We start from the raw sequence: 13,111 nt of genomic DNA on the forward strand, positions 1-13,111 counted from the left end.
AAACAGTGTTTAGTGATTTTTAAAGCTGATGAATAAAAAAAGAGTTATTTTTTTGATTTTTTCATCTTGTCGTTCCATGAATACATTTCATCATGGTGGCCGTAGTTGTCGATATATATTATTTTTTCATCTTCATCAACGAAATAAAGCATAACAAAAGAATCATAAACATGCAAATGCCTAAAACCGGCGAGTTCACCCGTCATTGGAATACCTCGATTGGGATATTCAAGGATTTTATCAAATGCAGAGTCAATGGCATCTGCATGAACTTTATCTTTTTTAAAAATTTTTTGGAGTTTTTTCTGGACCCTTTTGTCGCGAATCGCTAATTTCATATCACTCATTCTAATCCCAAATGTTTTCTTCTGGATTTTTTATCTGTTATATCGATAAAATCAGTTCCTTTACTGTGTTCTAATGTTTCTTTTACAAATGCCGGGTTATATTCTAAAGCATCTTTACCGTAGCTTGCAAATTGAGAAATAAACATGTCTATTGCGATAGATTTTTTAGGGATTGAATGTTGAGCCTTAAATATTTCAATAATTCTGTTTGAATCTTCACTTAAATCAACTTGAACTTGAACCATATGTATCACCGTGATATATATTATATCAGTATGATATATCATATATCATCAAATTATATATACTCTTTACTTTTGCTCATGTTCTCGCTCATGATTATTTTACTTCTCTGGCCGTATTTTTCGAGCAGTTTTTAATATTATGCCCCTGCCTTTTAGAATTCGTCAACATTGATTTTGTAAAATAAATCAGCGTCTTTTACGTAATATAATTCGTTTCCTTTTTTTATTTCTTCCATTACCTTATCTTCTGGAACAATATATCCAACCAAAAACTGATCAATTGTTAAATTGCCTTCTGACATAATTTCTGTAGTTTTTGTTGTTAAATCTGGTAATTTGATTTTTTGTAATTTGTGAACTGATAACCTGTCATCTTCAACCAGTTCGACCCATTCGATTTTTTTAACAACGTTTGAAAATGAATCTGGATTTGCGTAAGTTTTGTAGTCTTCAAATGCTTCAAATCCTTCTAAAGACATTTTATAAAGTGTTGATTTTAAAATATCGCTCAACTCTTCGTGGCTTTTTAGATTTCTTAAAACTTTTTCTTCTATTTCTGCTGACATTTGTTTTCACCTTCTTTAATTTTGACTTCTACTTGTTTTCCAACGAGTTTTTTAGGTAATGTAATGTGTCCAGTGTTACCGAAGGGTTTTACTTCTTTAATTATTGTTTTTTCATCTTTGATTCTTCATCATCTCTTATTTTTTAAAAAAATAAAATGAGGGGGTGCTGTTCAGGCGGGTTATGTTTTGTGAATACAACAGTATACATTTTTTTAGTAGTCTGCTTTTTCACATACTAATCTGTGGATATCCACCTATAAAAATCTTTCTGTATTTTTACATACTACACCATAAATTCATACTTACTTAAAAAAACAGTATTCTCTTAATATACGGAATTCTATAAATATTTATGAGTAAAAAATGACAATGTGAAGTCTTATGCTGATAAATCTACTCTCGAAAAAGCATGTTAAAGAAATTATGACTTTTTTAAACGAATCTGGCGAAGTCCACTACAGTATGGTTCAAAAAAGTTTGAAAATAAATAAAGGGACCTTATCAAGTCTTTTGTTATTATTAATAGAAAATGAAATAGTTGAAAAACGGAAGGATGAAACTGATGGGGATGAGGGACTAATAAAAACATTTTATTATTTAACAAATTATGGTAAGGACGTAATGGGCCTTTTTGAATTGGAAAAAGCTCTTGAAAATCGTGATAATAAATAATTTTTATTTTTAAGAATGTTTTGTAAGATTTATTTAAAACAACGGTGTTGTATCTGTTAGATTTGACTTATGTTTATTAATTGAGGGAAAAATTGAGTTTCTTTAATTTTGATAAAAAATATAAGAAAGAAGTATCAAAGGGTAGGGCTTTTGCACTTGAATTAACTCCCGAAAAAATTGGGATTACAACTAAAGATTTTCAAAGAATCATGTTACTTGGACTTTACGAGAAATTAAACGAAAATCCTCAAAGAAAATTTTATAATGGTTATTGGAGGGGATTTTTGGACTTAAATCTCGATGTAGCAGATTTAAATGCTAAAGAATTAATTAAAAAAGGGATTTTAACTGCTGAATCAATAAATGAAAGTGAATACTATGTACATATTACAAAAAAAGGAACGATCTATGCAAAATTACTGAATATATGGGTATTTTTTATTGATAAATTGGATGAATTTTTAGTTTTTTTAGCATTATTATGTTTAGACAGGATAATCTCCCAGTTTATTCAAAATTGGACATTCAAAATCTATATCTTGGGATTTTTAGTATTAATTGCACTTAGATATTTTAAAAATAAATGATGGTGGGGAAATGCGGGATAAAAATTCTAAAAAATGGGAGTATCTAAAGTTAGAACTGGAACAAGCCTGTTCTGACTATCGATATTATGATAATAAAATAAAAAATCACGTAACTATGATGGTAGGTGCATGGATTGCATTTATTACCCCCTTTGGGCTAATACATGACTCTATTACGGAAGAAATTTTATTTTTAACATTTATATCTCTTGTATTAACGTTAATTCTCTTAATTTTATTGATGGTAACTCAGGATTTAAAAAAATCCGTTAAAAATTTGGAAAATGCATATTTGTCGATTAATAAACTTAAAAAACATATTTATCCAAAAAACATGCCAAAATATGAAATAAGTGCCCCTTATGGGGTAATTACACAGTTTTCGTGGCTTAATTATCTTGCATTTGTTGTAGCTGGTTTTTTATGGGCAGGTACTTCGATTTTATATATTCTTAGTTATTTATCGGATTTATCTATTCGCAGTGCTTCATTTTTCATGTTATCATTTTTAATGACCGCAATGATTGTATATCTCTCAAAAAAATATTCTGATGAATATGCTGAAATTTTAAAAGTTTTTAAAAAATATGACAAAGAAATTTAAAAACCTAATGATTTAAAGGAACATTCCCAAATTTATATAACAAATAAAAAAATTTTAAAAGAAATAAAAAATGCTCACAAAGTTATTGGGAAAAAAATACGCCGTAGAAACACTGCAATTTTTAGAAGACGATGAAAAATACTTTGGGGAAATAAATGATAACCTTGAAACCCATAAAAGTAGTTTAAGTTTGCTTATGAAAGAATTAGAGGATGCAGGTTTAATTTCAAGGCGTGAAGAACCTTATCGAAACATGAACAAAGTTTATTTCAAATTAACCGAAAAAGGAATAGATGTTTTAAAATATGTAAATATCATAAATAATTTGTAAATTGGATGATGTGAATCTGACTTAAAAAAGATTCAAAATAAACTATTTTTTAAATTTAATTTAAAATTAAGCTGTATTTGTTTAATTTAATTTATGTTTATTAATTGAGGGAAAATTGATTATTGGTGGGAAAATGACATATTTGCTAATTGATGGCGATAAATTCAAAACTAAAAAAGAACTGCATCAGTTTTTAAAAGAAAATCTCGATTTTCCAGATTATTACGGTATGAATGCAGATGCTTTATGGGACATGCTTACAACATGGATAGACTTTTCCACAACAATCGAATGGATTAACTATGATAAAAGTTTAGAATTTCTTGGAAAAGATGCTGAAATTACGTTAAGCGTGTTCAGATCGGCTGAACGAGAACTTAATAAAGGAAACGTTGAATTCATTCTCAAATATCGGGAAGAAAAAATGAGTTTTCCCGAAAGAAAAACCTTGATAATAGAGGGAAATACCTTTAAAGATGCTTTTGAACTATACCCCTATATTGTAACTGAATTAAATCTTCGTAATAGATGTTGGGCTACTTCAGAACGACTTTGGGATTCTTTTTCCGAAAAATACGATTTACCAGTAACAATAAAATGGATAAACTTTAAGGAAAGCCGGAAAAAACTTGGAAAAGACGCTGATGAAATGGTAGATGTACTTTTAGAAATAAAAAACATTTTGAAAAGTTTTGAATTGGAAGTCAGTTTATCTGATTAATTTTAAAAACCATTATTATCTTAAATTACTCATTTTCAAAAAATTGAAGAAATTTATCTTTTTTAAGAAACTTAAATCAACATTTTTAAATAAAATTTATTTAATAATTTGGTTCACGACATATATTGTTTTTAGTAAAAGGAAATTTAAGAAAATTGGGGTTTAAACGTGATCAAGTTAATTTCAGATATAATATTTTTAATTGCTGTATTAATACTCTTAAAAACTTCATATATTCTCTTTAATTTTTTAATATGGCATCGTGCAAAAATTGGGGTACGTACGGTGATTGCGATAATTTTGTACCTTATAATGGGTGTATCTTTTATACTACCCCTTTATTCGTTATTTTACTTAAAAATCCTACTTCCAGCAGTTCCTGTTGAATATATAAAACTTCAAAGTGCAGTTATTATACTGGCATCTACTCTAATATGCAGATATATCACAATAAGGTCTAAAAATGCTTTGGCGGATTACTGTTTGAAAAAAGGAATAATTACAAAATGAGACCCTGAAGAAAGTATATTGGGTAAATAAATTAAAAATACGTATTTTCTTTTTAAATTTTAAAATAACCTTAAATAATTATTAAATGAGGGGTAGGATTGGGTTATTTAGATAATTAAAATTCGTCAACATTGATTTTGTAAAATTTCAAAAACTCAATAGTTATTTATATAATTTTGTAAATAATAGTTATCAACTTGTATCAAATGGTGATAACTATGGCAGTAAGTGAATCAAAAATACAACACTCGCCAACCCTAAATACAATTCTTATGGTCGAAGAAACATTGAAAGATGCAGACAGTATCATAACAATTCCAGAATTAAAGAAAAAACTTCCAAAAAAAGTGAATCACAACACTTTAAAGGTAATTTTAGAATATTTAGAAGAAAGTAACAAAATTGCAGTATCTTTAAAAGGAATTACCTGGATATTCAATACAAATGTGAATTTAAGAAACGTAGTGCATAATGGGCTTGAACTATGAAGGATGTAAGAGTAGTTCTTTCTCCAAATGCTGCTGAAATATATAATAAATTAAAAGAAAGCGATGAAAAACTTGACAAATCGATACTTAACTCATTTTTAGAAAAAGTTGAAATTTTAAAAACCAACGTTCATTATGGCGATCCTGTTGCTAAAAAGTTAATTCCAAAGGAATACGTTAAAACTTACGAAATTAAAAATTTATTTCGATTTGAATTACCTCAATTTTTCAGGGTTACGTATACAATTACAAATGGGGCAACCGGAATTGAAATTGTTGTTTTGGTGTTGGATATTATGGACCACAAAACATACAACAAGAAATTTGGCTATAAAAATCGGTAATTTTTGATTATAGTAAAATTTTGATGAATTACGATTAAATTATCTTTTTTAATTCTTTGAAAATTAAAGAATAATTATCGACTATCCACATCTGTTGTAAAACAGGTCCCCTGACTTTTGAATTTATAAAAATTGAATTTTAAAAACTTCTATTTTAAATTAAATTTAAAATAAAACGGTAAAAAGAGATTTTTTGATAATTAAAATTCATCAACATTGATTTTGTAAAATAAATCAGCATCTTTTACATAATAAAGCTCATTTCCTGCTTTTATTTCTTCGATTACCTTATCTTCTGGAACGATGTATCCAACTAAGAACTGATCTATTGTTAAATTGCCTTCTGACATGATTTCTGTAGTTTTGGTTGAAAGGTCTGGTAATTTGATTTTTTGTAATTTGTGAACTGATAACCTGTCATCTTCAACCAATTCGACCCATTCGATTTTTCTAACTGCATTTTCGAATGAATCTGGATTAGCGTAATTTTTGTAGTCTTCAAATGCTTCAAAACCTTCTAAAGACATTTTGTAAAGTGTTGATTTTAATATGTCGCTTAATTCTTCGTGGCTTTTTAGATTTCTTAAAACTTTTTCTTCTATTTCTGCTGACATGGTTTTTCACCTTTATTTATTTTCTTCTTTAATTTTGACTTCTACTTGTTTTCCAACGAGTTTTTTAGGTAATGTAATGTGTCCGGTGTTTCCGAATGGTTTTACCTGTCTTTCAATCGTTTTTTCATCTTTGATTCTTCATCATCTCTTATTTTTTAAAAAATAAAATGAGGGGGTGCTGTTCAGGCGGGTTATGTTAGAAACTATTCCAACTGTTAGAATTTTTTCCAACAGTATACTATGGGGATATCCAAATATAAATAGTTTATCTTTTTTCCAACAGTTTCTATTTTTTTGAATTATATTATTTAATCTAAACAAACATAATATATTTCAACTATTCAGAATGGGTAAAAAAGATGTTAATTAGTTTTTTAGGTAAAAAAAACATTTTTGATATATTGAATCTGCTTAATACGAATGAAGAACTATATTTTAGAGAAATAGAGGATACTTTGGGAATCCACAAAAGTACACTAAGCAAAACTTTAAAAGAAATCGAAGAATATGGGCTTATTTCAAGACGTGAAGAAGCTACAAATTTAAAAATCCCTAAAACATATTTTAAATTGACGGAAAAGGGAAAACAGGTAGTAAAATACTCAAATATCATAAATAATTTGTAAATTGGATATTTTTTATTTTTAAGTAATTTTAAGGGATATTTTGATTGAATATTGGACATTTAAGTTTATTTAATGGGGTAAAATAAATAAAAGGTGGGTAAATGGGGGATAAATTAAACGATATAATAATTATTACAGTATTTTGTGTGTTGCTAGGTTCAATAATTTTAGTTTTGTTCACTGGTTTTGGAACAAATATTCAAAATAATCTTTCATTTTTTAACTTAATATTAACGTCTTTTGTAGCATTGGCCACATTTATGACGGTTAAAGAAATGCAAAAACAGAGAAAAGCACAACATACTCCTGAATTAATTGTTCCAGATATTAGATTATGTTATAATTTGGGTTATTGGTTTGAATCTGCAAAAGAATTAGATAGATGCTTAAATGATGAAATAGAAGAAGATTTTTTTTCCAATGATCCGGATAAAATTTATGGGATAATTGAAAATGTAAATGCTTACGTAAAAATCTATAATATGGGAACAGGCTACGCAAAAAATATCAAAACATCTTTTGAAATCGATTACAATAAAATAATTGAAAAATTCAATGAAGAATATTTAAAATATTCTAAAAAACCCATAATAAAGTTACAGTACAATTCAGAAAATGACGAATTGATTATAAAAAATGCCGGAGATACCTATGTTCGACATATCTATAATAATGATAGGTTTTTTCAAGTTATTTTGCCGTACTCCCAAGATAAATCCAATTTGATAGTACCGGTTCCAAGACTTATTTCGGAAATATTTTTTGAATTATTAGATTTAGATTTTCAAAAAATGCCGGAGATACCTGAAATCAATTTTAATTTAACTTTGAAATATCAAGATATGGACAATAAACTTGATACTAAAAGAATTCCTTTACAAATAGTTAATTTTAGTAAATATACGTATAAAAACGATGTAATCGGGGAATTAACCATAAAAATGAAAAATTAGTGAAAGTATGGAACAAAAAGCAGGTTTAAAATATTTAAAAAAAGCAAAATCTAACTTAAATTCTTCTAAAATACTTTACAAAAATGAAGAAAAGATAAATGCAGTTTATTTTTTACAGCAGACCGTAGAACTACTTTCTAAATCTTTTTTAATGTATTTGGGTGCAGAAGAAAAACAGTTAAAAAATTGGATAGGTCATGATTGCATAATGCTTCATGAAATATTTAACATATATAATGAAGTGTTAATAAAGCAGGGGATAATGCCGATCGATGAAGCACGAAATTATATCAAAAAAATCCATTATACTACAATACCTGAGATTTTTAAAGATAGTGAACATAGATTTTTAGACGAAAACGGTAAAAAAACTAAAGAATATACGAAAATAATTGATAAATATGCTAAAATGGCTAAAAAGTTGGATATACAAAAAATGATTCAAATAAACAAACACTACCATACAAAATCTGATATGGTACTACTTCTGAAACCCAATAGCAATTTAAATATTAAATTCCCTACGTCTTTATTATATTATACGGGATTATTAAACGACATTTCAATAGATTTACTAAATTTAACAGTAATGTTTCCAGATGGGGCTATTAATCAAATAAGATATACAACTGATACTAAAAACGTTAAAAAATATCTTTCAAATTACAAAAAGATATGCGATATACTTGATAAATGCATTTACACACTGGAAATTTTAATAAATGAATATCAAGACATTAATTCTTTAAATTAACAATTTTCTTTAATTTCAAAAACCATTCTTATCTTAAATTACTCATTTTCAAAAAAATTGAAGAAAATTTATCTTTTTTTAAGAAAATTAAATCAACATTATTAAATAAAATTTATTTAATAATTTGGTTCACGACATATATTGTTTTTAATTGGGGCGGGAAGTTAGCATGAATTTGGCATTTATCTTTGTTATAGGATTATTTGTATTTGTATTCCGGAGAATGTTTTTCGAATCGTTTGAAGCTCTTTCATATTATGTGGATTCCAAAGCTGACAATGTTATATACAGTATATTCTGTGTTATACTGATTTTATGGACCATTTGTTATATGTTCTCGTTCAAAGCGATAATAAGCATAGCTTCAACATATTTTGGAGTGGGTATACCTACTAATACGGAGTTTATAATGGTGGGTATAACAGTAAATCTCACAGGGTATTTAATTTCAAGAAGTATAATCAATAGTATTGTGAATTTCAGCTTTAAATTGGGGTTAATTGAAAAAGCTGATACAAAAGTGAATCGGTCAATATCTATTGGATATGGCGGCAGAACTAAGAAATTTTAATAAAACGACAGATATGAAAAATTTAAGAAAATTGGGGTTTTAAAAATTTAAAAGGGGTTTAAACGTGATTGAGTTAATTTCTAACACAATATTTGTAATTTCAATAATGGTATTGATTTATACGGGATTTAGAATAGGCATGATACTTTTTTGGTACGAAGATAAAACGATAGGATTAGTTATTTTATTAATTGCGATTATGTTGGGGGCTGTTATGCTTTTATCTATCGTAATATTGATGTACGCATTATATTATTTATCAAATTTAATAATACCAACAATTCCAACTGAATATATAAAATTCAAAAGCGCAATTTTGATATTGATCATTAATGTTATTGTATTCTTTATTTCGATCAATACCAAAAATAAAGTCCTCGATTACTGTTTGAAAAAAGGAATAATCACAAAACGGGAATCTATATTGAATATATTTAAAGTAAATTAAAAAAGTTTATTTTCTTTTTAAATTTTAAAATAACCCCGATTTTTAAATTAATTGATTTTACAGCATATTCCAAGAATTGTATAAACTAAACTTGAAAAATACATATATATACGAAGTTACCATATGTTAGTTTAAGTTAGTATAAGTTAGTCGAACTAATTTTTAATAACGTGGTGAAAATATGGTACGTGCAAATATTGCTTTAAATGATGAATCAAACAGTGTTTTAAACTTTGTAAAAGCTACAAAAGAATTTAAAGACAAAAGTGAAGTTGTAAACTTCATAATCATGGAATATGCTGAAAAAATACTCAATCACGAAGAATTTAAAGACGAGTTTATAAAATCAGTACTTAAAAACAGGCAGTCAAAAACTTCAGAGTACGTTGATGTAAGTGATGACGCTAAAATGAAAGAGCTCCTTGGTTTATAATCAAATTAGGGTTTTTTCATGAAGATAGTAATTGCAAATAAAAAACTGGAAAACAAGATTAGTAAGATTGCAAAAGGGGACAAATCCCATGCAGAAGCAATATTTAAAGCATACTCTAAAATAAAGGAAAATCCGCATGTTGGAAAACCACTTAGAAACAAATTAAAGGGAACTTATAGAATACACGTATATACTTCGTTTGTAATGATTTACGAAATAAAAGAAGAAATCGAAACGATTGTTATTTTGGAATACGAACACCACGACAAGGCATATTAAACTCTTTTTTAGTTTTTTGTCGAAACCTGGCAGATGATTTTAATGTATGAAATAAAATGTACATTTTAAATCAAATAAAAAAAGAGAAATATTTATTTTTGAATAAGTTATTTAACCACTACTGGCCCATTTACAGTCCATTTTACAGTTATTGGTTTACTTGGAAGTTCATTCAAAGTTTTAAAGTATTCTAATGCAGCTAAAGTTCCAAGTCTGTCAGAACCTGCAATATATACTATTGTGTAGCTTTTAATTATACTTCCTGAGTTTTCTTGTACTTTCATAACTTGAATAACTCCCGTATATTCTCCAGGGTTTTCGTTTGAAATTGGAAGTTCAAACTGGTCGTTGTATTCTTTAGCAAATCCATTTGCTTCAGGCCCACCTACAATTACTACGTCTTTTGTAAGTGTGTAATTAGTTCCATCCTCTACATTGTCCCTTAACTGTGCTGCATAGCCCATATCTACATCAGTTCCATAAAGCACTGCAGCACCTGAAACAAAGTTTCTGATTACATCTGATTCTATATCCTCTGCAACGTCTGAACTTGAGTGGGAATTTGGAGTATCAATTACAATCCTTGTAGTTTCACTTGAATTTACGTTTCCAGCCAAGTCAGTTGCAATGATTGTTATTTCATAACTTCCATCTGAAAGTTTTCCAGTACTTGCTGTGTAGTAGTCACCCACCTGAGTTAAAGTTACGGTTCTAACACTTCCAATCTGTGCAACTACTGATGAAATGTCTGATAACGAGTCATTTGCAGTTACCGTTATTGAAGTAGAACTTGTTCTGAATCTTGATCCTGTTGCAGGATTTACAATTGTAACTTCCGGGTTTACTGTGTCAACTGTAAAGCTTACGGTTTTATTTACAATATTTCCTGCAGTATCGTTTGCGTACATTGTTACGTTGTAAACACCGTCAGCAAGTTCATTTGCGTTTAGGTAGTCTCCTGTGATGTTTTCAAGGCTTATTTCTGTTGATCCATTGAATGCAGTTATTGAATCAATGTATTCTTCTTCAACTGAGAAGTTTAGTACGTTTGATCCATTGTTGAAGTATTCTCCTTCAACGGTATTCACTGTAATTACTGGATATGTTAAATCAACTCTGAAGTTTACGTTTTCAGTTGAATTTACGTTTCCAGCCAAGTCAGTTACAATAAATGTTACGTTGTGTTCTCCTTCGGCAAATTCAAAGTCTGAATTTCCAAAGTATCCTGAAATGTTTTCTAAATTGATATTTTTAGTTCCGTTTATTTCCGCAATAACTGTTACAAGTGTAAGGTCACTTACTGTAACGTTTAGTATACTTTTATTATAGTCATATGGTCCAAATCCGTTGTTAATTACAACGTTCGGGTTTGTTGTATCGACTGTTACCCTGATTGGTTTAGTCGTGTTTATATTTCCTGCTGCATCTGTGACAGTTACGTTTATATTATAAACTCCGTCTGAAAGATTTCCGGTATTTGCAGTATAACAACTGCCATTTAACGTGAGCGTTATATTTTTAATATTTTCAATTTCAGCTACAACAGCGGAGATAATGGATAAAGAATCGTTTGCAGTTGCATTTATCAAAATAGAACTTGTATTATACACTGTTTCGTTTACTGGTGTAAATATACTGATTTCTGGAGGAATTTTATCCCATAAAATCGGTAAGTAATCCGTATTATTTGTTGATAAATTATGTTGATAATCACAAAATCCATCGTTATTCCAATCTGGAGTTATTTCAGAAAATCCTGGGACTTTTGGAGTAAACCAGTAGTTTCCACCACCCAATTCTTTTGAAGTGTTCCAATAATTCATACCGCAAGACCAAATATTGTAATTACGGGTATTATTGAATATATTGTTGTATATTTGGTTATTATCCGAGGAAGACTCTAAATAAATACCATATGCATGGTTCGAATTTGCAGTATTGTTTTTTAATGTATTATTTGAAGAAGAATGCAAGCAAATACCATAATTACTATTTGAGTTTGCAGTATTGTTTGAGATACGGTTATTATTACATAATTCTAAATAAATACCCGAATAATAGTTTAAACGTACGTTATTGCTAATAATGGCATTATTTTCTGATAGGGAAGATAATTCAATACCAATATGGTTCGAATTTGCAGTATTGTTTGTTAAAGTATTGTTATCTGAATGATCTAAACAAATTCCATACCTGTTGTTATTATTTGCAGTATTGTTTATTAGGGTGTTATTTGAAGAATAACCAAGAATTGCTCCGGTATAAACATCTGATAAATTCAGATTTTCAATTATCATTTCAGAACAGTTTGCAAGGATTACCTGTCCTGCATCTGCTGGAACAGTTCCTCCAACTTTATTTTTAAAATAATAGATTGGTTTTCCATTTACGTTATTGTTTTCTACCGTCTGTGTGTTCCATAGTCTTAAGATGTTACCAAATAAATTAATTCCTGATTTTAGAGTATTGTTTATAATTTTATTATCCTGGGAATAAGCTATTTGGATATCTGCACGGTTTAAGTTTCCAGTATTATTTATGATGCTAATATTCCTTGAAGTAATTATGCCTATACCTGCATAGGTGTTCGAATTTGCAGTATTGTTTGTTATAATGCCGTTAGATACGCCAGATAGGTAAATCCCGTAACCAAAATTTTTTACGTTTGTATTTTTTACTGTGATGTTGTATGGTCCATTAGAATAAATTCCAGAACCTGTAGAATCAACCCCTTCTATGGTATACCCCTGTCCATCGATCACAACATCGCTGCAGGTAATAGTTATGGCATCGCCGTCACTACAAGAAATATTACTTGTTAAATAATAGTTTCCAGGTGTACTGATTGTACACGTAGTATTTATTGCCTTATCTGCAGATACGCTTGAAATACATGCTAAACACGTCAGCACTGCTAAAAAAATAACAGTTTCAATTTTTAACTTTTTCATAATCTCCCCTTTTTATCAGATGTTCCTGACACTGAAATATTTTTTAAAGTCAAATCTAAGCTTCATG

21 protein-coding genes are annotated in these 13,111 nt (G+C 28.6%); 14 read left to right on the forward strand and 7 right to left on the reverse strand.

The annotated features are described in order from the left end of the window. Positions 1-44: 44 nt before the first annotated feature. From ACS5L2_RS01565 to ACS5L2_RS01580, 4 genes are all read right to left on the reverse strand, one after another. Positions 45-347, reverse strand: coding sequence for a type II toxin-antitoxin system RelE family toxin (locus ACS5L2_RS01565; protein ID WP_459202013.1), 303 nt, complete (start codon positions 345-347; stop codon positions 45-47). Further along, positions 344-592, reverse strand: coding sequence for a DUF2683 family protein (locus tag ACS5L2_RS01570; RefSeq protein ID WP_459202014.1), 249 nt, complete (start codon positions 590-592; stop codon positions 344-346). Before ACS5L2_RS01570 ends, ACS5L2_RS01565 begins: the two co-directional genes overlap by 4 nt. A gap of 152 nt (positions 593-744) precedes the next feature. Continuing rightward, entirely contained in the window at positions 745-1,158 is a 414-nt protein-coding gene (locus ACS5L2_RS01575) for a hypothetical protein (RefSeq protein ID WP_459202015.1), read from the reverse strand. Next, positions 1,143-1,280 (reverse strand): DUF2080 family transposase-associated protein, encoded by a 138-nt coding sequence (locus tag ACS5L2_RS01580; protein WP_459202644.1) that lies wholly within the window; start codon positions 1,278-1,280, stop codon positions 1,143-1,145. Before ACS5L2_RS01580 ends, ACS5L2_RS01575 begins: the two co-directional genes overlap by 16 nt. Before the next feature lie 259 nt (positions 1,281-1,539). Between ACS5L2_RS01580 and ACS5L2_RS01585 the strand changes: the two genes are divergently transcribed. From ACS5L2_RS01585 to ACS5L2_RS01620, 8 genes are all read left to right on the forward strand, one after another. Then, positions 1,540-1,830 carry a transcriptional regulator gene (locus ACS5L2_RS01585; protein ID WP_459202016.1) on the forward strand — a complete coding sequence of 97 codons (291 nt, stop codon included), beginning with the start codon at positions 1,540-1,542 and terminating at the stop codon, positions 1,828-1,830. A 92-nt stretch (positions 1,831-1,922) separates the two neighbouring features. Continuing rightward, entirely contained in the window at positions 1,923-2,417 is a 495-nt protein-coding gene (locus tag ACS5L2_RS01590; RefSeq protein ID WP_459202017.1) for a hypothetical protein, read from the forward strand. A gap of 10 nt (positions 2,418-2,427) precedes the next feature. Next, entirely contained in the window at positions 2,428-3,021 is a 594-nt protein-coding gene (locus tag ACS5L2_RS01595; protein WP_459202018.1) for a hypothetical protein, read from the forward strand. 70 nt (positions 3,022-3,091) lie between these two features. Then, complete coding sequence (locus tag ACS5L2_RS01600) at positions 3,092-3,352, forward strand: winged helix-turn-helix transcriptional regulator (RefSeq protein ID WP_459202019.1); 261 nt, start codon at positions 3,092-3,094, stop codon at positions 3,350-3,352. Between the two features lie 133 nt (positions 3,353-3,485). Further along, positions 3,486-4,073: a barstar family protein gene (locus ACS5L2_RS01605; RefSeq protein WP_459202020.1), complete on the forward strand. Its 588-nt coding sequence runs from the start codon at positions 3,486-3,488 to the stop codon at positions 4,071-4,073. 168 nt (positions 4,074-4,241) lie between these two features. Continuing rightward, the gene (locus tag ACS5L2_RS01610) at positions 4,242-4,583 is read left to right on the forward strand and encodes a hypothetical protein (protein ID WP_459202021.1); all 342 of its coding nucleotides are present in this window, start codon (positions 4,242-4,244) and stop codon (positions 4,581-4,583) included. A 218-nt stretch (positions 4,584-4,801) separates the two neighbouring features. Further along, positions 4,802-5,071 (forward strand): hypothetical protein, encoded by a 270-nt coding sequence (locus tag ACS5L2_RS01615; RefSeq protein ID WP_459202022.1) that lies wholly within the window; start codon positions 4,802-4,804, stop codon positions 5,069-5,071. After that, positions 5,068-5,415, forward strand: a complete 348-nt coding sequence (locus tag ACS5L2_RS01620; RefSeq protein WP_459202023.1) for a hypothetical protein — start codon at positions 5,068-5,070, stop codon at positions 5,413-5,415. Before ACS5L2_RS01615 ends, ACS5L2_RS01620 begins: the two co-directional genes overlap by 4 nt. Before the next feature lie 200 nt (positions 5,416-5,615). Here ACS5L2_RS01620 and ACS5L2_RS01625 read toward each other — a convergent pair whose 3' ends face one another. Further along, a complete protein-coding gene (locus ACS5L2_RS01625) occupies positions 5,616-6,029 on the reverse strand; it encodes a hypothetical protein (RefSeq protein WP_459202024.1) in 414 nt (137 codons plus the stop codon). A 12-nt stretch (positions 6,030-6,041) separates the two neighbouring features. Continuing rightward, entirely contained in the window at positions 6,042-6,164 is a 123-nt protein-coding gene (locus tag ACS5L2_RS01630; RefSeq protein ID WP_459202645.1) for a DUF2080 family transposase-associated protein, read from the reverse strand. A 224-nt stretch (positions 6,165-6,388) separates the two neighbouring features. On the opposite strand from ACS5L2_RS01630, the gene ACS5L2_RS01635 reads away from it, so the two are divergent. From ACS5L2_RS01635 to ACS5L2_RS01660, 6 genes are all read left to right on the forward strand, one after another. Then, the gene (locus ACS5L2_RS01635) at positions 6,389-6,655 is read left to right on the forward strand and encodes a MarR family winged helix-turn-helix transcriptional regulator (RefSeq protein ID WP_181488708.1); all 267 of its coding nucleotides are present in this window, start codon (positions 6,389-6,391) and stop codon (positions 6,653-6,655) included. A gap of 101 nt (positions 6,656-6,756) precedes the next feature. Then, entirely contained in the window at positions 6,757-7,608 is an 852-nt protein-coding gene (locus tag ACS5L2_RS01640) for a hypothetical protein (RefSeq protein WP_459202025.1), read from the forward strand. Positions 7,609-7,615: 7 nt separating this feature from the next. Then, complete coding sequence (locus ACS5L2_RS01645) at positions 7,616-8,362, forward strand: HEPN domain-containing protein (protein ID WP_459202026.1); 747 nt, start codon at positions 7,616-7,618, stop codon at positions 8,360-8,362. Positions 8,363-8,997: 635 nt separating this feature from the next. Beyond that, the gene (locus tag ACS5L2_RS01650) at positions 8,998-9,381 is read left to right on the forward strand and encodes a hypothetical protein (protein ID WP_459202027.1); all 384 of its coding nucleotides are present in this window, start codon (positions 8,998-9,000) and stop codon (positions 9,379-9,381) included. 181 nt (positions 9,382-9,562) lie between these two features. After that, complete coding sequence (locus ACS5L2_RS01655; protein ID WP_204936374.1) at positions 9,563-9,814, forward strand: DUF2683 family protein; 252 nt, start codon at positions 9,563-9,565, stop codon at positions 9,812-9,814. 18 nt (positions 9,815-9,832) lie between these two features. Further along, positions 9,833-10,093, forward strand: coding sequence for a type II toxin-antitoxin system RelE family toxin (locus tag ACS5L2_RS01660; RefSeq protein WP_459202028.1), 261 nt, complete (start codon positions 9,833-9,835; stop codon positions 10,091-10,093). A gap of 107 nt (positions 10,094-10,200) precedes the next feature. On the opposite strand, the gene ACS5L2_RS01665 is transcribed toward ACS5L2_RS01660, so the two are convergent. Further along, positions 10,201-13,044: a NosD domain-containing protein gene (locus ACS5L2_RS01665; RefSeq protein ID WP_459202029.1), complete on the reverse strand. Its 2,844-nt coding sequence runs from the start codon at positions 13,042-13,044 to the stop codon at positions 10,201-10,203. Between the last annotated feature and the right edge of the window lie 67 nt (positions 13,045-13,111).

It is taken from the genome of Methanococcus mangrovi, assembly GCF_054506835.1.